This window comes from Muribacter muris, from assembly GCF_001038205.1.
GTDB classification, from domain to species: Bacteria; Pseudomonadota; Gammaproteobacteria; order Enterobacterales; family Pasteurellaceae; genus Muribacter; species Muribacter muris.
The window spans coordinates 41313-62462 of the sequence record NZ_JWIZ01000002.1 but is presented as its reverse complement, the minus strand read 5'-3'; the positions used below and the strand labels follow the sequence as shown (position 1 = coordinate 62462).

Here is a 21150-nt window from a genome sequence, read left to right as displayed (position 1 = left end):
ATGAATGAAGACTGGATTGAAGGTGATCTCTATTTTGATTTTTCAAACGCCAAGAGAGCAGTAAATTTTGATAATGGCGGTAAGGGACATGGATTAAATGATATTTTAAAAGCTGTAGATTTTATAGTTGAGGACGATAAGAATTATTACCTTATTGAGGTCAAAAATCCTGAAAATAGTAGAATACCCAATGATCGTAAGGAATTAGAGAAAAATAAGTTTAGAGAAATGCTAAAAGGAGAAGACAAAAAAGACAAAAAGAAGGTTTTAGAATTTTATTTAAAACTTATCGGAAAGTTCATAGATAGCTTAATATTTGAAACATTTAGTCGTGGAATACCAAATAAGAAAATCAAATATGTGATTTTGATTTGTATATCATCATTAGATGACAGGCAACTCTCACAATTAAAAGATGATTTTGTCAACTCAGACAAAAAGTTTAAACGTATATACGAAGGACCATCTAAGGGAGAATATAAACCTAAATCTAGTAAAGATAATTGGTTTGAGGTCTTATTTTTTAACTTTGAGAGTTGGAATAATTCAATACTAGGTGAGAAATTTAAGGTAAGTAAAATTTAAAAGGGACAAGAATGAAAAAAACAGGTTTGGTGTGGTTATGGTTGAGTTTGGTAACCATTGCCGCCGATTTATTCAGTAAATATATCGTGGTTCAACGCTTTGAGCTGGGCGAAAGTATCAACATTTTGCCTATTTTTAACCTCACCTATGCCCGCAATTACGGGGCGGCGTTCAGCTTTCTCGCCGAACATTCCGGCTGGCAGAAATATTTTTTCTTAGGCTTGGCGGTGGTGATTTCGCTGGCGTTAGTGGTGATGTTATTTAAAAATAACGCCTCGCAAAAACTGCAAAATAGTGCCTATGGGTTAATTATCGGCGGGGCGTTGGGCAATGCGATTGACCGTGCCTATCACGGCTATGTGGTGGATTTTTTGCATTTTTATTGGGATAAGTATCACTATCCCGTGTTTAACGTGGCGGATATTGCCATTTGTGTGGGGGCGGGGCTGCTCATTCTTGAATCGATTTTAGACAGCCGCCAAAAGAAAAAGAGTGAACAATGAACATTATCTTAGCAAATCCTAGGGGCTTTTGTGCCGGCGTCGATCGGGCGATTTCGATTGTCGAATTGGCGTTAGAAATCCACGGTGCACCAATTTATGTACGGCACGAAGTGGTGCATAACCGCTTTGTCGTGGACGGCTTAAAAGCTAAGGGAGCAATTTTTGTCGAGGAGTTGGACGAAGTACCGGACGGTGCAATCGTGATCTTCTCCGCCCACGGCGTGTCGCAAGCAGTACGTCAAGAGGCGAAGCAGCGGGCGTTGAAAGTGTTTGATGCCACCTGCCCGTTGGTAACGAAAGTGCATATGCAGGTTGCCCGTGCCAGTCGGAAAGGCACGCAGGCAATTTTAATCGGCCACGAGGGACACCCTGAAGTGGTTGGCACAATGGGGCAGTACGACAACCCCGAAGGCGGCATTTTTTTGGTGGAAGACGTAGAAGATATTGCCAAATTGAACCTCAAAGCCGATCAAGAGCTGACCTTTATGACCCAGACTACGCTCTCAATTGATGATACAAGCGGTGTGATCGAGGCATTAAAACGCAAATATCCCGCCATTCAAGGTCCTCGTAAAAACGATATTTGCTACGCCACCACTAACCGTCAGCAAGCGGTGCGGGAACTGGCAAAGCAATCGCAACTGGTACTGGTGGTTGGTTCTAAAAATTCCTCAAATTCTAACCGCTTGGCAGAATTAGCCTCCCGAATGGGCGTGCCGGCGAAATTGATTGACGGGCCGCAGGATATTGATCCGCATTGGTTGGTGGGGGTGAAGACTATCGGTATTACAGCCGGCGCGTCTGCACCGGAAGTGTTGGTACAATCGGTGGTCGAACGGCTGAAAACCCTTGGGGTAGAAACGGTGAGCGAGTTGGAAGGCTGTGAAGAAAATACCGTTTTTGAAGTCCCGAAAGAGCTGCGAATTACGGAGGTAGCCTAATGAACCGGTTTAAAATTGAGTGGGAATGTCGGCGGGGAATGCGTGAGCTGGACAAACTGATAATGCCCTTTTATCAAGGTTATTTTGATGAATTGAGCAAAGCCGAGCAGCATACTTTTGTAGAAATGCTTGGCTATCCTGATCCGGAGCTGTTCCGCTGGTTTATGAACCAACAGCCAGCGCCTACCCCCGCATTACAGGCGATGGTGGCGTTAATCCGCTCAAAATTAGCTTATTAAACAACAGATTAAGGAGAGAGAATGGTTAAAGTTTATGGCATAAAAAATTGCGATACGGTTAAAAAAGCAATGAAATGGCTGGCGGCGCAAGGGCTTGACCCACAGTTACACGATTATCGTACAGACGGCTTAGATCCGGTTTGGTTGGCAGAAATGGCGGATAAACTCGGCTGGGAAAACTTAGTGAATAAACGTAGCACCACTTGGCGTGGACTGGCAGACGAGGTAAAAAATCATCTCACCAAAGAACGAGCATTAGAGGTTCTGACCGAGCAGCCGACCTTGATTAAACGCCCGATTGTGATTAAAAATGATCAGGTTTTGCTTGGCTTTAACGAGGCGGAATATCAAACTTTACGTTAAGGCAAGCGGTGGGTTAATAGCGATTTCTTGCAAAATGATTGGCATAGGGTTTTGCTTATTAGGCTAAGATATCCGCTATTAAATCCCCTTACCATCTGTTTTCCGATAATAATATTGAGATAGCGGCTTTGATCTCTTGTCCGCACCATTTTGCGCCTAGTCTAATCTTGTCTCTAGGCGTTTATTTTATTTAATAGCCGCACGGTTAGACGAGCGACCGCACAGAGCCGTTGCCGCTCGTCTGTTATTTCCACCTGCCACACTTGGCTCTCTTTGCCTAAATGAAGCGGCGTGGCACAGCCGGCGACAAAACCTTGTTTCACCGCTTTTAAATGGCTGATGTTCAATTCCGTGCCGACCGGCACTTGATCTTCCTCACAGCAAAGTAGAGCGGCGGCAGAGGCGACCGTTTCCGCCAAGGTCGCCGAAATACCGCCGTGTAGCAAGCCGAAGGGCTGGGTTGTGCGTTGATCGAGAGTGAGCCGAGCGGTTAGCGTTTGCCCACTGATCTCGCAAAACGCAATGCCTAAATGCGAGACGGCAGAGCCTTGGCAAAGTTGGTTCAGCGCGTCAAGAGAGAGGTTTTTTTTCCAAATCATTGCGTATTCTCCACGATCGTGAGTAAGGCTTGGAGCGGGTGTTTAAGCACACGATGCGCCATTCGTTTAACTTGGCTGCGGCAGGAATAGCCGGTCGCCAAGCAGCGTTCGAGGGGCTTGTCTGCCAGTTTGTGCTGCCACGATTGCGCATAAATCGCTTTCGACATCACAATATGCTGGGTTTCGTGCCCGAATGTACCCGCCATTCCGCAGCAGCCGACATTCTCATTCACCAGTTTTTCGCCAAAATGGGCGAAGATTTTTTGCCACGCAGACGGGCTACTCGGCAGGGCGGTTGATTCGGTACAGTGAGCAAACAGATGCCACGGCAAGCGGTCGGTATTCGGCGTTTTTTTGCAATCCGCCAAAGTGCCGGCATCTAATTGGCTGAGTAGCCATTCGTGCGCCAGTTGTACCTGAAATGTGCCGCGCTGCTCTTTGAGCAAGTGGGTGTACTCGTCCCGATAAAGCAGAGTGAGCGCCGGATCGACCCCGACCATTGAGATCCCCAATTTCGCTACACGGTTGAGAAAATCCGCCTGATTTTGTGCGGTGCGGGCAAACTGTTGCAAAAAGCCTTTGATATGCTGAGCTTTACCGCTTGGCTTAAACGGCAGCACGATCGGCTTAAAGCCGAGCTGCTGGCACAAACGGACAAAATCGGCGACCACCTTGGCATCATAATAAGAGGTAAACGGATCTTGCACCACGAACAGATAATTGCTGATTTGCTCTTGCAACTGACCGCTTGCCGCTTGCTGTTCAAGGCTTTCGAGGGTTTCGTGGCGGTAGCCGATTTGTCGGAGCTGCGTGTTCAAGTTTGGGCTGGAGAGAGCGGGCAGATCGACCATACCGATAGTATGAGCCGCCGCTTTTTCCGCCCAACGGTTCGCACTGAAAAAGTTGAAAAAACGGGGCTGTTTTGCCATCAGCGGCGCAAAAAACTCTAAGTTGGCGACCACATAATCTTTCAGCGGGCGTAAATAGCGTTGGTGGTAGAGCGCATTAAATTGCGAGCGGAAAGTCGGCACGTCAATTTTGATCGGGCACTGACTGGCGCAGGCTTTGCACGCCAAGCAGGTATCCATTGCTGCTTTGACCTCGTGGGAAAAATCATAATCTTTGGATTTTTGCCACTGATTGCGTATTTTAGCGGCTAGATCGATTAGTTTCGGACTATTTTGGCGATTGTCGAAAATCAATGTGTGCGGTGAAACGTTTTCCGCCGCCAGTAACCGCAGCCACTCTCGGATTAAGGTTGCCCGTCCTTTCGGGGAAAAGAGGCGGTTGCCGCTCACTTTCATTGACGGACACATTGTGCTATGCACATCAAAATTAAAGCATAAACCGTTGCCGTTGCAGTTCATTGCCCCTTTAAATTCCTCCCGTACGGTGAGCGGAATTTGGCGGTCGAAATCCGCCCGCATCGGCGAGTCAATCGGGTAAAGGGTGGCTTGGCTGTCTAACGGCGTACAAATTTTACCGGGGTTCAGGCGGTTTTGCGGGTCGAAAAGCTGCTTGATATAGCGTAGCTCTCGCCATAAGGTTTCACCAAAAAATTGCTCGCCGTAAGCAGAGCGCATTCCTTTACCGTGCTCGCCCCAAATTAAGCCGCCATATTTGGCGGTCAGTGCCACCACACTGTCGGAAATTTGTTTGAAACACTGCACTTGCTCACGATCGCACAAATCTAACGCGGGGCGAACGTGTAGCACACCCGCATCAACGTGCCCGAACATTCCGTATTCCAAGCCGTGTTCATCTAACAGTTGGCGAAATTCGCCGATGTAATCGGCAAGATGCTCCGGCGGGACGCAGGTATCTTCCACAAAGGCGATCGGCTTCGCCCAGCCTTTTGCGTTACCGAGCAACCCGACCGCTTTTTTGCGCATTGCATAGATTTTGTCGATCGAGGCGGGCTCGTTGCAAATTTGATAGCCGATCAGACCGCTTGCACGTTCGGCAATGCGTTGATCGAGGGTTCGGCACAGATCGGCAACTTGGCGTTCGTTCAATGCTTGATCGTTAGAGGCATATTCGACAATGTTGATCCCTAAAATCGGGTCATCTGCCTCTTCGGTTAAGAGATCGGAAACGGAGTGCCAGATGATGTCCTGTTTGGCGAGGTTCAGCACTTTGGAATCGACCGTTTCAACGGAGAGTGCGTTGGCTTGAAGCATCATCGGCGCTGCACGCAAAGCAGCATCAAATGAGCGGTATTTGACGTTAATCAAGGTGCGGTGCTGCGGAATAGGCAGTAAGTTGAGCTTTGCTTCACAGATAAAGGCGAGTGAGCCTTCCGAACCGGTCAATATACGGCTGAGATTGAACTGGGTTTCCGCCTCATTGAACACATTTTTCAGATCGTAACCGGTCAGAAAGCGGTTGAGCTGCGGCAATGAGGTGAGTACGGTCGGTCGCAATGTTCGGCAACGATCGAAAATAGTTTGGTGTAATTGTTTGGCTCGGCTCAGCAAATTGAGTGCATCAAGATTTGCAGAAAAATCATCGCAATCGACCGCTTGGGTGTCAAGCACTTCGCCGTTAATCAGCACGGATTTGAGGGCAAGAATATGATCAGACGTTTTGCCGTATTTAAGCGAACCTTGCCCTGAGGCATCGGTGTTGATCATTCCGCCTAAAGTTGCACGGTTGCTGGTGGAGAGTTCCGGCGAAAAAAATAGCCCGTGCGGTTTGAGAAATTGGTTAAGCTGATCTTTGACCACGCCGGCTTGCACTCTCACCCAGCGTTCCGCCACATTCAGCTCTAAAATGTGGTTCATATGGCGGGAGAGATCCACAATAATATTGTTATTAAGCGATTGCCCGTTTGTGCCGGTGCCACCCCCACGGGGGGTAAATGTGAGGAATTGAAAGGCTTCCCGTTGGGCAAGTTTGGTCAGGATAATGATATCGGCAATGGATTTGGGAAATAAAATCGCTTGCGGCATTTGTTGATAGACACTGTTGTCTGTGGCAAGAGACAGGCGATCGGCGTAGCTTGAGGCAATATCACCGCTGAAATGTTGGTTTTTGAGTGCCGTTAAATAATCGGCAACAGTCGGGTTAAGATCGGGCGTGTTTGCTAATCGAGGGATCATTTTTATATTTAAAATAAAATAGGAATAGTGCGGATATTAGCAAGTTTTGAGCCGATTAGAAATAGCCGTAGAATTGACAAAAATTAAAGAAAAAAGGACAAACTGAAAAAGTTTCTTTGCAAATTATTACATAAAAAACGGGATAGAGCGTTGATTTTTAGGTAATGAGCCAACATAATAGTTAAGCTCTTATTGCTTACTTCATTAAAGTGCAGGAAGGAAAATAATAAGAGCGTTCTATATCGACAAACTTATTTTCAAAAGGTTGCCTTGTGTTTTTATCTTTTTTAGGTAGAATAATATAAGGTACTCTGTTTATTCTATTTTAGAATAAGGAATAAATTAAGAGTTTCAATACTTCCTTTTTAACTGGCGTATTGAGCAATATATTTAACTTTCGATGACAATAAATTTAGAGGATCATCAAAATGAAAAAATCTGTAATTGCATTAGCAGTATCCGGTTTAGCCTTAGCAACTGCGGCACAAGCGGCACCACAAGCAAACACTTTTTATGCGGGTGCAAAATCGGGTTGGACAACCGTTCACGGTGGGGTGAAACAATTTAACTATAAATACGCAGATGATGTACGTTATAGCGGTCCAAACGCTTTCGGTATCAACCGTAACTCTGTAAACTACGGTGTATTCGGCGGTTACCAAATCGCAGATAACCTAGCGGTTGAGTTAGGTTATGACTACTTCGGTCGTGTGCGTGGTAATACCACTTTTGAAGGTGAAGAGAAAGATAAACGTGCAGCGAAACACGTTGCTCACGGTACGCATATCAGCTTAAAACCAAGCTATGAAGTGGCACAAGGTTTAGATGTTTACGGTAAAGTTGGTGCGGCATTAGTACGTAATGATTACTATGTACAACAAGATGTTCGTCACGATTCTCGTATCAAAGCGCACAACTTAAAAACCTCTTTATTATTGGGTGCAGGTGTTGAGTACGCCATTACCCCTGAATTAGCAGCACGTGTTGAATACCAATGGTTAAGCCGTGTAGGTAACTTAGACAAAGCAGCACGTAAAGCAGGTTATGAAGGCACTAACTTCAAATATAGCCCGGATTTCCACTCTGTCAGCGCAGGTTTAACTTACCGTTTCGGTCAAGGTGCAGCACCGGTAGCTGAGCCACAAATGATAACGAAAAACTTCGCATTCAGCTCAGACGTGTTATTCGACTTTGGTAAAGCGAGCTTAAAACCGGCAGCGGCACAAGCGTTAGACGCGGCACACGCAGAAATTGCTAACTTAGGTTTAGCTTCTCCGGCAATCCAAGTGAACGGTTACACAGACCGTATCGGTAAAGAAGCGTACAACTTAAAACTTTCTCAACGTCGTGCGGAATCTGTGGCGAACTACATCGTGTCTAAAGGTGTAAACCCAGAGACAGTAACAGCGGTAGGTTACGGTAAAGCGAACCCGGTAACAGGCAACACTTGTGATGCGGTGAAAGGTCGTAAAGCGTTAATCGCGTGTTTAGCACCGGATCGTCGTGTAGAAGTACAAGTACAAGGTTCAAAACAAGTAGCTATGTAATAGCACAATCTATCAGAATGCCCACATCGTGGGCATTTATTTTAGGGGCTATTTAAGGGTTAAGCGATAGCTCCAGTCTAGCAGTTTATATATTTCATCTAATTCAAAATCACTGTCAAGCACGATCGTGAGCCAGCGCCGTTTATTCATATGGTAGGCGGGCAACACATTTTTATCCTGTCGGAGAATGCTGACTACGTCAGGTTCGCATTTTATATTCAAAATATCAGCTGTACCTTCGCCTGTTAAGCCAAGTTTTGTTTTGGAAACGTTGGCAATGAGAGCGAACCATTTCCCTTTCTTATTGCAATGACGGAGTACCGCATAGCTCGGTAGTTTTGCCCACAGGTATTCGGGAGCAACGGCATATTGCTGTGCCACATAATCAAAAATAGCTTGGCGTTGGGACATTTTCTTTTTCCTCCAAATGAGGAAAGTATAACGGCTTTATTTGGGATAACCAAGACAACTCATACCGGGGTTGGCTTTGTAAAATAGAGCATTAAAGTAACCGCTTGTATTTATTTAAAAGGAAAAATGATATGTTTACACTTCTTATCGGTTTCTGCATTGGTATGGGGGTTAGCTTTCAAACGGCGATTAACGCCCGTTTACGCAGCTATCTCGGTGTACCTTTTTTATCTTCTTTAGTGTCGTTTTCCGGCGGCACACTGTTTTTAGCGTTGTTGGCTAATTGGCAAGGATATACCTTGATACCGGATTGGCAAATGATCCACCAAGCACCTTGGTGGGTATGGATTGGCGGTCTAATGGGAATGGTTGCCCTAACTGCCAATATTCTACTTTTCCCTAAATTAGGCGGCGTGCAAACCGCGATAATTCCATTATTGGGACAAGTCTTAATGGGGATATTGATCGATAGTTTTGGCTGGTTTGGATCGCCGTATATTGAATTAAGCATAATCCGGCTAGCGGGAGTAGGGTTAGTATTAGCCGGAATGTTTTGTGCGGTTGTATTACCTAACTTAAAACAAAGCAATCGAATAATGTCAACGGATAGATCGATTTGGTTTTGGCGGTTGTTTGGTATTGGGGCGGGAATGTTAATGGCGAGCCAAACGGCGATCAATGCAGAGCTTGGACGGGAACTTAATGCCTCAATTCAAGCGGCGTTTATCTCTTTTCTGGTGGGCGGTACGGGGTTATTTTTTGTTGTAATGCTTTATGAACGTAGTTTTCATCGGCTTAAAAACGGTATAGGAAAAGGCAAACCGTGGTGGATTTGGTTTGGCGGTACACTGGGGGCATTGTTTATTTTCGGTAGCATTATTCTTGTGCCTCAAATCGGTACAGGCGGTGCTATTGTTCTAGTCTTATTAGGGCTTATTTCCGGTAGCTTACTGGTGGATAAATTCGGCTTATTAGGTGCAATACCAAAACGCATTCTTCCTATCCAATTACTTGGATTAGGCATCTTAATTTGCGGCGTTGCGTTGATTCAGTTAATTAAGTGAAGTAGGTAAGCGGTTAGCTTAATATAATTTTTTGCAAATTCTACGATTAAACCGCCCGCTTGTTGTAATGTTATAGGTCGCTTTCTTGCATTGCCTGCCAAATTTTAAGCATATCGGCAGTTTCGCCCACATCGTGAACACGGATAATGTTAGCACCGTTTTGTATGGCGATAAGTGCGCCGGTAACGCTGCCGATAGTGCGTTGTTCAACGGGTTTATTCAGAATATGTCCTATCATTGATTTACGGGAAAGCCCAGCCAGTATAGGATAGCCCGATTGGGCGAATACCTTGAGGTGCTTTAAGAGCTGGTAGTTGTGTTGTACCGTTTTACCAAAGCCAAATCCGACATCAAGCAAAATATGGGATTTTTCGATCCCGTGATTTAGACAAGCGAAAATTCTTTGATTAAGAAAATCAGCCACTTCTTCCAGCACATCGTCGTATGCCGGATGCTGCTGCATTGTTTGGGGTGAGCCTTGCATATGCATTAAACATACAGGCAGTTTGAGTTGTGCAGCGGTTTCAAGAGCATTCGGCTCTTGTAAGGCTCGAATGTCATTGATAATGTCTGCGCCAGCTTGGGCGGCTTCTTGCATTACTACCGCTTTGGAGGTATCGACAGAGATAAAGCAGTCAAACCGTTGGTGAACGGCTTCAACGAGGGGAACAACCCGATCCAGCTCTTGCTCAAGGCTGACCTGTTCGGCGTTCGGGCGGGTCGATTCACCTCCAATATCAATGATATTTGCCCCTTCCGCTAGCATTTTTTCGACTTGGCGCAAGGCTTTATCTAAACTGAAGAATTGACCGGAGTCAGAGAAAGAATCGGGGGTAAAATTTAGAATCCCCATTATTTGAGGTCGGCTGAGATCTAACAAGCGGTCGGATCCGTGAAAATTTTTGAAACAAATTTGCATTTTAGGACTCATAAAAAGGAAATATGAATATATTTGAGCATTGTATCAAACTGTGCTTGTATATCGCGCAGTGAAATTATATGATTTTGCTGTTTTTTAATTAACGGAAGGATAAGAATGAAATTATTGAAACATATTGCTGCTATTTCACTGTTAGTTGCTTTTGGCGCAGGTAATGCTTATGCGGAAACCAATACTAAGAAAGCGGAAAATAACAAAGCAGTGGCGGCGAAAAAATCGACCAAATCGGATCAAGCGTTAAAGCAATTCAACAAGGCATTTGGTATTCGCTTAGTCGGGCGTAGTATGACCAAGGATGAGGCAGGCAACCCGGTGTTTGTAGCGACTTATGAGCTGGAGAATAAGAGTAAGCAGCGCATTAAGGCGGTGCATTGGATTGGTGGGTACTCCCATAATCAGCAGATTTTGTTTGCACAGGATTTTCCGCTGAATTTTGATCCTGCATTGAAAGCCAAGTCAAAAATCACGGTGAATATTAATTTGCCGTTCGATAAAATACCGGAGCAGGCAAGAGCGGTGATTGCCGATCCAAATGCGGAGATTAGTGTGGTAAATGGTGCAAAACGTTTGGAATTTAGCTCAAAGAAAGTGATTGAAATTAAATAATGATAAAGCCTTGATAATTCAAGGCTTTTTATTTGGCTATAAAAAGAATGCACCAACTTGGAATAGTTTTTCCACTTCGGCGGTTTGCTTGGTGTCGTTGATAAAGACAATGATCCGATCTTGCGCTTGGATTAGCGTAGGTTTATGGGCGATGATCACTTGCTCATTACGGACAATCGCCCCGATCACTACACCTTGCGGTAATTTTAGCTCACTGATTTTTCGCCCGACGACTTTAGATGAATTTTCATCACCGTGTGCCACCGCTTCAATCCCTTCCATTAGCCCCTGCTTGAATGAAGCGACTTTGACAATATCCCCTTTTCGTACGTGGCTGGAGAGGGCAGAAATCGTGGCTTGTTGCGGCGAAAGGGCAATATCAATCGTCCCGCCTTGAATGAGGTGCAAATAGGCCATTCGCTGTACCAACACAATCGCTTTTTTAGCACCAAGCCGTTTTGCCAGCAAGGCGGACATAATATTTGCTTCATCATCACTGGTGAGGGCTAAAAACAGATCAATGTTTTCGATATGTTCTTCAAACAGTAATTCTTGGTCGGAGGCATCGCCGCACAGTACCAAGGTCTTAGCGAGTTTCTCGGCGAGTTTTTCCGCACGATCGGGGTGGCGTTCAATCAGCTTCACACTGCATTTTTCTTCCAAGGCTTTTGCCAATGCCGTGCCGATATTGCCGCCGCCCACGATCATCACACGCTTATGCGGTTTCTCAAGGCGTTGTAATTCTGCCATCACCGCTTTGATATGCTGGGTGGCACAGATGAAAAAGACTTCATCACCGGCTTCAATAATGGTTGAGCCTTGTGGCACGAAACTTTTCTCTTGGCGGAAAATCGAGACAATTCTCGCCTCAATATGCGGCAGATGATCGGCTAAGGCAGAGATCGGGTAGCCGACCAATGGCCCGCCGTAGTAGGCTTTTAAGCTGACTAGGCTGACTAAATCCTCGGCAAAATGTGCGACTTGCAACGTCCCCGGATAGTCTATCAAGCGTAAGATTTCTTGAGTGACCAACAGTTCGGGCGCGATGATATGGTCGATTGGTAGCACATTATCATTGAACAGTGTATCCCGCTCCCGCACATAATCTGCATTGCGAATACGGGCGATTTTGGTCGGAATATGGAACAGGGTGTAAGCAATTTGGCAGGCGATCATATTGGATTCATCATTATTGGTTACCGCCACTAATAAATCCGCATCGCTTGCGCCCGCTTCCCTTAGGATACGGGGTGAAGCGCCGTTCCCCTTGATCACTTGCAAATCGTGTTTGCTTTGTAATGGCGCAAGGCGATTCTGATCACTGTCGATAATGGTAATATCATTCTCATTGTTCGCGAGGCTTTCAGCCAGTGTTGAGCCGACTTGCCCTGCCCCTAAAATGATAATTTTCATTCTACTTTTCTCAATTTTGCATAAAAGAAGCCATCGCCGCCCGCTTGTTGCGGTAGGAACTGTTTGTATTGCACCGTTTCCGTGTGAAATTGCAGCGGCTCAAGGCGGGCGTTCGGCGTGTGTGCAAGAAAGCGGGCGATTTGCTCGCTATTTTCTTCCGCCAGTATTGAGCAGGTGGCATAAAGCAACGTGCCGTTGGGTTTTAAACGTTGCCACAGTGCCGTTAAAATGCGTTGCTGCAATGCCGCTAATTCAGCAATGTCGCTTTCCTGACGCAACCATTTAATATCCGGGTGGCGGCGGATAACGCCGGTGGCAGAGCAGGGGGCGTCCAGCAAAATGCGGTCGAACATTATATCCTGTTCCAGCCACTGTTCAGGTCGGCTCGCATCGCCGCAAATCACCGTCGCAGTTTGTTTGAGCCGCTGCAGATTTTCCCGTACCCGTTTTAAGCGGTTAGCCTCAATGTCTAAAGCGATCACATTGGCGTGGGGGGCAAGCTCCAAGATGTGCGTTGTTTTACCGCCGGGGGCGGCGCAGGCATCTAAAATCTGCTCGCCGTTTTGTGCCCCTAGTAAAATTGCCGACCACTGTGCGTGGGCGTCCTGTACCGTTACCCAGCCTTCTTCAAACTGTGGAAGTTGGTGGACGGCAACGGGGTGATTTAACCGAATCGCACAATCCGGCACACAAGCGCTCGGATTGAGATCGTTTTTTGCAAGATCGGCTAATTGCTGACGGTAGTCTGTCGTTTCAGCACATTGCGGATTGACCCGAATCCACATCGGCGGTTTTTGATTATTTGCCTCAATAATCTCACGCCAGTTAGGGTAGGTGTGCTTGAGTTTATTCACTAGCCACTCGGGGTGTAATGTTTGCCAGTGTTGATCGACTTTAGCGAGAATGGCCTCTTGCTCTCTTAGGAAACGGCGTAACACGCCATTGACCAAGCCTCGAAAACTGTCCAGTTTCAACGGTTTAGTCGCATTCACCACTTCGCTGACCGCTGCGTGTGTCGGCACTCGCAAATAGAGTAATTGATATAGCCCGACCAGCAGTAAGCAATGTACTAAGCGGGTTTTATGCTTGAGGGGCTTTGCGACTAAGTGCCGGATAATCGCTTCCAAGCGGGGCAGAACACGGCAGACACCAAAGCTGATTTCTTGCACGAGCGGCAGATCTTTTGCGTCCAATTCCGCTTGAACGGCGGGAATCAGGCTGGATAGGGATTTACCGTTATCCAATACCTCTAAGATAATCTGTGCCGCCGCAGCTCGTGGCGGGAGCATTTTCATTCTAATACCTCGCCAACTTTAAACCAATCGCTGCGACCATTGAGAAAATCTTGCACGGTCATCGGCTTTTTACCTGCCGGTTGGAGCCGGGTTAAATTCAGCACGCCTTGCTGGGTGGCAATCTGAATGCCGCTTTTGTCCACGGATAACACCGTGCCTGCCGGACGATTTTGGTGTGGCAGTACGTCTGATTGATAAATCTTAACCCGTTCCTCTGTGCCGTTGAGGTTGAGAGTAAGATAGGCAATCGGTGCCGGATTAAAGGCACGAATGTTGCGTTCAAGCTGGCAGGCGGTCAGTTGCCAGTCTAACTTTGCCTCTGCCTTAGTGAGTTTTTCGGCATAGTTTGCCAAATCTTCCTGTTGTTTTTCAGGGCTAAACCGACCGCTTGTTAAACCGTCTAACACCGCCAATAATGCGTTTGGTGCGATGGCTGCCAATTTTGCATAGAGGGAGGCGGAGGTTTCGTCGGCGGCAATCGGCGTATGAACTTTGTGGAGCATATCGCCGGTGTCTAATCCGGCGTCCATTTGCATAATCGTAATGCCGGTTTCATTATCTCCCGCCCAGATTGCCCGTTGAATTGGTGCTGCACCACGCCAGCGGGGCAGCAGTGAACCGTGTACATTCAGACAACCGAAACGGGGAGTATTCAGGATTTCAATCGGCAAAATTAAACCGTATGCAACGACAACCATCACATCGGCATTCAGTGATTGAAATTCAGCTTGAGCCTTTGGATTACGCAGTGATTTTGGCTGGTAAACGGGGAGGTGATGTTGCTCCGCCAGTTGTTTAACCGGACTGGCTTGCAATTTTTTACCTCGCCCTGCCGGTTTATCCGGCTGAGTATAGACCGCCACCACATTGTGCTTGGAGTCGAGCAGTGCCTGTAAATGCGTTGCGGCAAACTCCGGCGTGCCGGCAAAGATGATGTTTAATTTTGTCATTTGAACTGGGTTGAAAAATGGATAATAGTGTATTTTATCAGAGCCTTGATGCGATTTGTTATAATTTGTGTAAAACAATAGGGATATGGTTTGTTAGCTTTATTGAGTTCAGTTTGTACAATATTTAGATATAAGAAAAAGAGAGAGGATTGATATTTTTGCTTAAATAAAAAAGACCGAATCCAATAAAATGTTGAATTCAGTCTTTATGGTATATCACTTTTTAAGTAGACGACTTAAATTATAGTGAAGATTGATCAACCGCCACACCTGCACCCATTGTGGTAGAGATGCTGACTTTCTTGATGAACACACCTTTTGCTGTGGTTGGTTTTGCTTTAGTTAAAGCAGCCAATAATGCGTTAAGGTTGTCTTTTAGTTGTTCTTCAGAGAAGTTTACTTTACCGATAGTGGTGTGGATGATACCGTTTTTGTCGTTACGATAACGGATCTGACCGGATTTTGCGTTTTTAACCGCTTCCGCTACGTTTGGTGTTACTGTACCGACTTTCGGGTTTGGCATTAAGCCGCGTGGACCAAGGATTTGACCTAATTGACCTACCACACGCATTGCATCCGGTGAGGCGATAACTACGTCAAAGTTCATTTCGCCTTTTTTGACTAATTCGGCAAGGTCTTCCATACCGACTAAATCCGCACCGGCTGCTTTTGCGGCTTCTGCATTAGCACCTTGTGTGAATACGGCAACACGGGCAGTACGACCTGTTCCGTGTGGAAGTACGGTTGCGCCACGTACGTTTTGGTCTGATTTACGCGGGTCGATACCCAAGTTTACAGCGACATCAACGCTTTCAACAAATTTCGCTGTTGCGAACTGTTTTAATACTGCGATTGCTTCGTTGATTTCATAGACTTTGGTCGCATCTACGCCAGCTTTGATTGCTTTCATTTTTTTAGTCAATTTAGCCATCGTATTATTCCTCCACCACTAAGCCCATTGAGAGAGCAGTACCTGCGATTGATTTCATTTTTGTTTCGATCGTTGCACCGGTCATATCGGCTGCTTTAGTTTCAGCGATTTGACGGATTTGCTCTAACGTTACTTTACCGACTTTATCTTTGTTCGGTTTACCTGAACCGGATTTAATGCCTGCCGCTTTTTTGAGTAAAACAGCTGCTGGTGGTGTTTTGGTCACGAAAGTGAAAGAACGGTCTGCGTAAACGGTGATAACAACCGGAATCGGTAAGCCTTTTTCTAAGCTCTCGGTACGCGCATTGAATGCTTTACAGAATTCCATAATGTTCACACCTTGTTGACCTAATGCAGGACCAACTGGTGGTGATGGGTTCGCCATACCCGCTGCAACTTGCAACTTAACGTAGGCTTGTACTTTTTTTGCCATTGTTTTTTCCTCTAAAATGGGTGATAGCGCTGAAATCAGCTCCCCTGTGGACATAAAAAGACGAGTGAAAGATTTCACTCGTTAATAAGGGTGCGAATTTTACTAGAGTTTTGTATGCCTTTCAAGCAAATTTTACGTTTTGCAACATTTTGTAGAGAAAATACCGCCTACTTATATGTTCATTTATAATGAAATTATATCGCCCTATTACGTCGCAATTTGATCCTTTTCGCTTTCAGCGCCTGTACAAAATTAGTCGAGAGATCATCTCTATAAGATTCATCCTTTCCCCATTCAAATTTAATGCTTCCGCCAAGAACAATACTTTCTAAATTAGGTAATAAAGCAAGATCTTCTATGGCATTATCTGTGATAGGTTTATATCCATCACTCAAGAGTTTTGGATTGATATATAGCCCTGGATATGCAACACCTCGATAAATTTCTGCGTTTTGATCCAATTCAAGTGTGGTAATGCTATTCAACAAATATTCTGGGATATCTAAATTCCATAAATATCTTGCGGCCTCTTGACTTGCACGATACCAGTCAAGGTTAATGCCATAGCCTGTCCTTTCATCAATATACTCTTCAGCAAAGAGTGCAATATTAAAACTAGGTCTTAATATTTTCTTTTTATACATCAGCTGATTAATTACAGCCAATTTAAATCCAAAATCTTTAAAAATAATTTTAGGTGTTTGATTTAAATTATAAATCGGATGAAGTCTGCGCAACTTAATACGCTCCGCCTCAGAAATAATATAACGTAGCTGATGAGTAACGGGTTCATCAATATCGGAAAAGGCTTTTGATATTAATTTTAGACCCTCCAGTTTTCTTTCGTTTTTCTCGCCAGCCAAACCAAAAATGGTATCCCAGCCGTCGCAGTAAATATAAAACCAACCTGCCATACCTTCAAAACTAGACAGTACACTGCTAACGAACTGTATTTTTTTCTTAAGATCCCAATTTTTAGATAAGTGTAGAAGATCTTTCAATCCCTGAAAAAATTCCTCATTTTCAAAAGCGTCATCTCTTTCTTCTTCAAGAATGTCGAATAGCTGATTTGTTTTTAATGTTTCAAAAATATTTGGCATACTATTCTCCTTTAGTAAAAACTTATTTTTTATATTCAACCGCAATCCTGTTATTAGCGAGATCACGAGAAATCTCAAAATCAGGATTCCAAGTCATCACATTGTGAATCCCAATTCCAGCGAGTGCAGCCACACCAACCACGGGATTAACGAAACCAGCGATACTACTCACTATTCGCTTTTGTGTATAAATTCGACATTTCAGATGTTGGCTTTCAATATATTTTTCGAGAATTTCACACACTGCATACATATCGCTTTTGGGTACGCCAACAATCTCAAAATTTTCTCGTTTATCAATTAGAGTACGAAATTGTGGATAATATTCATTATAAGGGATTAACATCTTTTTTCCTTTTGAAGAGTGCCGTTAAAATTGATCGCATTTATTCATCATTACTTGCTAAATTGTTCTTAAATTAAAAATAGTTCAATCACAATTTTATAATTTCAGTTCCCATTCCTGTTCCTGGTCAATCTCATCCCGAAACTCTGAAAGGGATCTTAAATAAGCGATTTGAATGACAGCAGGAATAGTTACACGATAAGCTGGTCCAGCAATGTCAATCAGAGTCCAGATTGATGTAATTGCTACTCCAACAGGCCCTGTAAGGATAGAAACCCATCTAGCTAATGCGGCATTTGCTGCCAATTTAAGTCCATGGCCAAATAACGCCTTCATAACTGCATTAACTATAATTAGAGTGATTTTATAAGATGTAAAACCACCCAAATTAAACATACAAATAAATGCAGCGGCTATTTTTTGCGGATTAAATTCCTCAACATTTTTCAATCCCATCTCAATGGCAAGTTTTTTTAATTCCTCCGGTGTCATTTTCTCTAATGTCGTTTGCAAAATTTTCATTAGAAGATTTTCTTCAATCCGCTTTACAGATGAGGATTTGTTGTAGTTCACTTTCATTTTATCGCAAACATCACACAGCACTTCTTTATATAACACGCCTTTACCGCCTTTAATAAGATTCATAAAGGTATTTCCACCAAAAAGCTGTAATTCTTGCGCAATTTCTTTCCAGTATTTTTGATGATCAGGATAATAACGAATATAATTACGTTCGCTAGTTAATGTCTCTGTTAATAAACTTTCTCCTTTTTTATCTTTGGTAAGTATATTAACGAGATTGTCTAGTTCCTCCGACTTCAATGTGCCTAAAAATTCTAAATCTGGATCGTATCTATAAGCCATCAATTGCTCCTTTGTTTATGTGGTTGTAAAAACAGCGTTATTCTATTTTTTGCTAAATGTTGATACAATCATCGTTTAGTTGCAGTAGAATACCCAATTCATTACATTTACCTACCGAAAAAGAGCAGTTATGAATAAACAAGACCAAATTCGTCAAAATATTCGTGATATTCGAGAAGATAAATGCCTGACTCAAGCTGATATGGCAGAGCGTTTGTCTATGTCGGTAACGGGTTATGCAAAATTAGAACGGGGTGAGACGAATATCAGTATTGATAGGCTACACCGTATCGCAAAAGTGCTTGAAGTGGATATTTTTGACTTAATGGCAAGTAATAATGAAGGCGTGGTTGTATTTAATCATTCAAACGACAATTTCAGTAATTCTACGAATTTCAGTATTGCACTTGGAAATCCCGCCCTTGAAGCCGAAATTAAACATCTAAACTATATTGTTCTTGCCAAAAATGAACTGCTTGATGCAAGAGAGCGTGAAATTGAATCACTTAAGCAGCAGATTAGTGCATTGCAAAAATTGGTTGACACTCTAGAAAAGGGTAAGTGATAAATGAGTAAATAAGGGGTATTTATATATACCCCTTATTTAAATTGGTATGCTTATAAATTATGAACTTTTTTCTACCTGACCGAATTCAAGCTCGACAGGGGTTGCTCGGCCAAAAATAGAGACAGACACTTTTAAGCGGCCTTTTTCGTAGTCCACATCTTCTACCGTACCGGTAAAGTCGGCGAAAGGCCCTTCGGTAACGCGCACTTCTTCGCCCGGTTGGAACTCTTTTCTGTGGCGTGGTTTTTCGCTGGTCTCTTGAACTCGGTTGAGGATACGATCCGCTTCACGCTGCGAGATAGGTGCAGGTTTATCCGCCGTACCGCCTATAAAGCCCATCACGCGCGGTACACTTTTCACCAAGTGCCAAGTGTCGTCATTCATTTCCATTTGCACAAGGACGTAACCCGGGAAGAATTTACGTTCGGTTTTGCGACGTTTTCTGCCCACGTTTTCGACCACTTCTTCGGTAGGAACAAGCACTTCGCCGAATTGATCCTGCATATTGTGCAATTTGATGTATTCACGCAATGTCATTGCTACCCTGGCTTCAAAGCCGGAGAAAGCTTGCAAGACATACCAACGCATTCTGGTCGGCTTGGTTTCGGTTGTTAATTCTTCTACTACTGTTTCGCTCATTTTAGAATCTCAAACTGGTTAGGAAATTAATCACGGTAACGATCAGGGAATCAATCCCCCATAGTGCGAGTGCGACGAGAACACACATTGCCGCGACAATCAGTGTGGTTTGTGTGGTTTCTTGGCGGGTCGGCCAAATGATTTTGCGTAACTCTTGACGGGAGTCCTTAATGAAACCGATCGCTTTTTGCCCTTGGTTTGTGATTGCCGCCAACCCGACAGCAGCGATGATCAATACTACTAATAACAATACTCGGACGATTAACGCAAAATGCGTGCTGAAATAGGTATTTCCAATCACCGCTGTTGCGAATAAGGCGAGAGAAACTGCCCATAATGTGCCGTTTACGCCTTTACTTTTTAGCCCGTTTTGTTCCGTTTTTTCCGAGCTTTTTTGCATTTCTTTAGCCATAGACAACCTAAAATTTTTACAAATATGAACGTTCAATTTTTTAAAGCATTCAATTCTAGCATTTGTCGTTGTGCCTTTCTACGATCTTTTCATAAATTTCGCAAATTTGCTGGTTGGTCGAGTGGCGAAAATCTTGAGTAGGATAAAAGTGTTTGAGTAAATGACTTGCATTTCCGTACAATTCTTTTAATATGATGTTGATAATTATTATCAAAAAATAGGAAAGAAAATGGCATTAACCGAGAAAGTAGCTGAATTACTTGCTCAGAACCCAAATTTGATTCCGCTTGAAATGGCAGAAATGTTGCAGTGCCCGGAAGGCGAGGTTTTGTGCGCATTGCCGGCGGAATTTATCCGTGTTTTCCCGCCGGAACGGGCGGAAAGTCTGCTGACAACCATTAGCGAGTGGGGCACATTTACCACGATTATTGAGAAAGCCGGCTCAATTTTTGAGATTAAAGATCGTTTTCCCAGCGGGTCTATTGGGCGGGGCTATTACAACTTGAATATGAAAGGGCAGGAAGGGGCGTTACACGGGCATTTAAAATTGACGAATATAGCGAAAATCGTCTTTGTCAGTTTACCGTTTCGGGGCAAAGAGAGTTACCACATTGCCTTTATTGCGAATGACGGTCAGGTTATGTTTAAGGTTTATCTTGGTCGGGATGAGCAGCGGAGATTATTGCCTGAGCAAGTCGCCCGATTTAAACAGTTTCAGTAAAAAGGAGAAATGTAATGACAGATGCACGTCAAGCAATGTGGCAGAACCGCTTAGTCACGGAAATTGAGACATTTAAGCAACAAATTAAAACGTTGGCGCTTGCCACAGTGGATGAACAGGGTGTGCCGAATGTGAGTTATGCCCCTTTTGTGATCGACAATGGTGAATATCAGGTATTGATTTCCACAGTTGCCCGCCACGCCCGCAATTTAATGCAGATGCCCAAGCTCTCGTTAATGTTGATTGAAGATGAAGCTGCGAGCAGTGAGATTTTCGCCCGCCACCGTTTAACCTTTGATGCGACAGCACGAATGATAGCGCGTGATAGTGCCGAGTGGCAAACGGGGATTGACAAGCTAAAGGCACGCCACGGCGCATTGGTCGAGAAGCTAATTGAACTAGGGGATTTCAAATTGTTCTCTTTCAAGGTGCATAACGGATTATTTGTGAAAGGGTTCGGGAAAGCCTTTCATATTGATGCGGGCGGTGCGGCGGATTTAGTCCATATTGATGAGGGGCATAAAAAGGGTGTGGATTAGTGTTGTGTCATTGGTGTGAGACGTTTGTGCCACACGACCG

The 21150-nt window shown here is 44.4% G+C and carries 25 protein-coding genes; 11 read left to right on the top strand and 14 right to left on the bottom strand.

Translation table 11 applies throughout. The features are described 5' to 3' along the window. The 5 genes from RO21_RS00555 to RO21_RS00535 are packed head-to-tail and all read left to right on the top strand — an operon-like array spanning position 1 to position 2631. On the top strand, positions 1–585 hold the full coding sequence (locus tag RO21_RS00555; RefSeq protein WP_053067689.1) for a hypothetical protein: 585 nt from the start codon (positions 1–3) through the stop codon (positions 583–585). An 11-nt stretch (positions 586–596) separates the two neighbouring features. Next, a complete protein-coding gene (gene lspA, locus RO21_RS00550; protein ID WP_047975849.1) occupies positions 597–1088 on the top strand; it encodes a signal peptidase II in 492 nt (163 codons plus the stop codon). Continuing rightward, entirely contained in the window at positions 1085–2029 is a 945-nt protein-coding gene (ispH, locus tag RO21_RS00545) for a 4-hydroxy-3-methylbut-2-enyl diphosphate reductase (RefSeq protein ID WP_047975848.1), read from the top strand. The genes lspA and ispH overlap by 4 nt, the downstream gene beginning before the upstream one ends. Beyond that, complete coding sequence (locus RO21_RS00540) at positions 2029–2268, top strand: FAD assembly factor SdhE (RefSeq protein WP_047975847.1); 240 nt, start codon at positions 2029–2031, stop codon at positions 2266–2268. The genes ispH and RO21_RS00540 overlap by 1 nt, the downstream gene beginning before the upstream one ends. A 21-nt stretch (positions 2269–2289) precedes the next feature. Then, positions 2290–2631, top strand: a complete 342-nt coding sequence (locus RO21_RS00535) for an ArsC family reductase (protein ID WP_047975846.1) — start codon at positions 2290–2292, stop codon at positions 2629–2631. A 173-nt stretch (positions 2632–2804) separates the two neighbouring features. Here the strand turns inward: RO21_RS00535 and RO21_RS00530 are convergent, their stop codons facing one another. Both RO21_RS00530 and ydiJ read right to left on the bottom strand, forming a co-directional pair. Then, positions 2805–3230: a hotdog fold thioesterase gene (locus RO21_RS00530; RefSeq protein WP_047975845.1), complete on the bottom strand. Its 426-nt coding sequence runs from the start codon at positions 3228–3230 to the stop codon at positions 2805–2807. After that, on the bottom strand, positions 3227–6331 hold the full coding sequence (gene ydiJ, locus RO21_RS00525) for a D-2-hydroxyglutarate dehydrogenase YdiJ (RefSeq protein WP_047975844.1): 3105 nt from the start codon (positions 6329–6331) through the stop codon (positions 3227–3229). Before ydiJ ends, RO21_RS00530 begins: the two co-directional genes overlap by 4 nt. Before the next feature lie 428 nt (positions 6332–6759). Between ydiJ and ompA the strand changes: the two genes are divergently transcribed. After that, positions 6760–7878 carry a porin OmpA gene (ompA, locus tag RO21_RS00520; protein ID WP_047975843.1) on the top strand — a complete coding sequence of 373 codons (1119 nt, stop codon included), beginning with the start codon at positions 6760–6762 and terminating at the stop codon, positions 7876–7878. Positions 7879–7926: 48 nt separating this feature from the next. Here the strand turns inward: ompA and RO21_RS00515 are convergent, their stop codons facing one another. Beyond that, positions 7927–8289 carry an MmcQ/YjbR family DNA-binding protein gene (locus RO21_RS00515; protein ID WP_047975842.1) on the bottom strand — a complete coding sequence of 121 codons (363 nt, stop codon included), beginning with the start codon at positions 8287–8289 and terminating at the stop codon, positions 7927–7929. 131 nt (positions 8290–8420) lie between these two features. On the opposite strand from RO21_RS00515, the gene RO21_RS00510 reads away from it, so the two are divergent. Next, positions 8421–9353: a DMT family transporter gene (locus RO21_RS00510; protein WP_047975841.1), complete on the top strand. Its 933-nt coding sequence runs from the start codon at positions 8421–8423 to the stop codon at positions 9351–9353. Between the two features lie 70 nt (positions 9354–9423). On the opposite strand, the gene folP is transcribed toward RO21_RS00510, so the two are convergent. Beyond that, complete coding sequence (folP, locus tag RO21_RS00505) at positions 9424–10272, bottom strand: dihydropteroate synthase (protein WP_047975840.1); 849 nt, start codon at positions 10270–10272, stop codon at positions 9424–9426. 117 nt (positions 10273–10389) lie between these two features. Between folP and RO21_RS00500 the strand changes: the two genes are divergently transcribed. Beyond that, the gene (locus RO21_RS00500; RefSeq protein WP_047975839.1) at positions 10390–10899 is read left to right on the top strand and encodes a hypothetical protein; all 510 of its coding nucleotides are present in this window, start codon (positions 10390–10392) and stop codon (positions 10897–10899) included. Positions 10900–10935: 36 nt separating this feature from the next. On the opposite strand, the gene trkA is transcribed toward RO21_RS00500, so the two are convergent. The 8 genes from trkA to RO21_RS00460 form a co-directional block, all read right to left on the bottom strand. Continuing rightward, a complete protein-coding gene (trkA, locus tag RO21_RS00495; RefSeq protein WP_047975838.1) occupies positions 10936–12312 on the bottom strand; it encodes a Trk system potassium transporter TrkA in 1377 nt (458 codons plus the stop codon). Continuing rightward, on the bottom strand, positions 12309–13607 hold the full coding sequence (gene rsmB / locus RO21_RS00490) for a 16S rRNA (cytosine(967)-C(5))-methyltransferase RsmB (RefSeq protein ID WP_047975837.1): 1299 nt from the start codon (positions 13605–13607) through the stop codon (positions 12309–12311). Before rsmB ends, trkA begins: the two co-directional genes overlap by 4 nt. Then, the gene (gene fmt, locus RO21_RS00485; RefSeq protein WP_047975836.1) at positions 13604–14557 is read right to left on the bottom strand and encodes a methionyl-tRNA formyltransferase; all 954 of its coding nucleotides are present in this window, start codon (positions 14555–14557) and stop codon (positions 13604–13606) included. Before fmt ends, rsmB begins: the two co-directional genes overlap by 4 nt. 241 nt (positions 14558–14798) lie before the next feature. Continuing rightward, on the bottom strand, positions 14799–15488 hold the full coding sequence (gene rplA, locus RO21_RS00480; protein ID WP_047975835.1) for a 50S ribosomal protein L1: 690 nt from the start codon (positions 15486–15488) through the stop codon (positions 14799–14801). A 4-nt stretch (positions 15489–15492) separates the two neighbouring features. Then, complete coding sequence (rplK, locus tag RO21_RS00475) at positions 15493–15921, bottom strand: 50S ribosomal protein L11 (protein WP_047975834.1); 429 nt, start codon at positions 15919–15921, stop codon at positions 15493–15495. Positions 15922–16115: 194 nt separating this feature from the next. Then, positions 16116–17021: a DUF6892 domain-containing protein gene (locus RO21_RS00470; RefSeq protein ID WP_047975833.1), complete on the bottom strand. Its 906-nt coding sequence runs from the start codon at positions 17019–17021 to the stop codon at positions 16116–16118. Between the two features lie 22 nt (positions 17022–17043). Continuing rightward, positions 17044–17367, bottom strand: coding sequence for a hypothetical protein (locus tag RO21_RS00465; RefSeq protein WP_047975832.1), 324 nt, complete (start codon positions 17365–17367; stop codon positions 17044–17046). Between the two features lie 96 nt (positions 17368–17463). Then, complete coding sequence (locus tag RO21_RS00460; RefSeq protein WP_047975831.1) at positions 17464–18231, bottom strand: YaaW family protein; 768 nt, start codon at positions 18229–18231, stop codon at positions 17464–17466. 130 nt (positions 18232–18361) lie between these two features. Between RO21_RS00460 and RO21_RS00455 the strand changes: the two genes are divergently transcribed. After that, positions 18362–18796, top strand: coding sequence for a helix-turn-helix domain-containing protein (locus tag RO21_RS00455; RefSeq protein ID WP_047975830.1), 435 nt, complete (start codon positions 18362–18364; stop codon positions 18794–18796). A 60-nt stretch (positions 18797–18856) separates the two neighbouring features. Here the strand turns inward: RO21_RS00455 and nusG are convergent, their stop codons facing one another. Together nusG and secE are read right to left on the bottom strand one after the other, a co-directional pair. Beyond that, positions 18857–19438: a transcription termination/antitermination protein NusG gene (gene nusG, locus RO21_RS00450; RefSeq protein ID WP_047975829.1), complete on the bottom strand. Its 582-nt coding sequence runs from the start codon at positions 19436–19438 to the stop codon at positions 18857–18859. Between the two features lies 1 nt (position 19439). Then, positions 19440–19850 carry a preprotein translocase subunit SecE gene (gene secE / locus RO21_RS00445; RefSeq protein ID WP_047975828.1) on the bottom strand — a complete coding sequence of 137 codons (411 nt, stop codon included), beginning with the start codon at positions 19848–19850 and terminating at the stop codon, positions 19440–19442. A gap of 229 nt (positions 19851–20079) precedes the next feature. Between secE and hutX the strand changes: the two genes are divergently transcribed. Together hutX and hutZ are read left to right on the top strand one after the other, a co-directional pair. Next, entirely contained in the window at positions 20080–20571 is a 492-nt protein-coding gene (hutX, locus tag RO21_RS00440; RefSeq protein ID WP_047975827.1) for a heme utilization cystosolic carrier protein HutX, read from the top strand. A gap of 14 nt (positions 20572–20585) precedes the next feature. Then, positions 20586–21110, top strand: a complete 525-nt coding sequence (gene hutZ, locus RO21_RS00435; RefSeq protein WP_047975826.1) for a heme utilization protein HutZ — start codon at positions 20586–20588, stop codon at positions 21108–21110. Positions 21111–21150 lie beyond the last annotated feature (40 nt).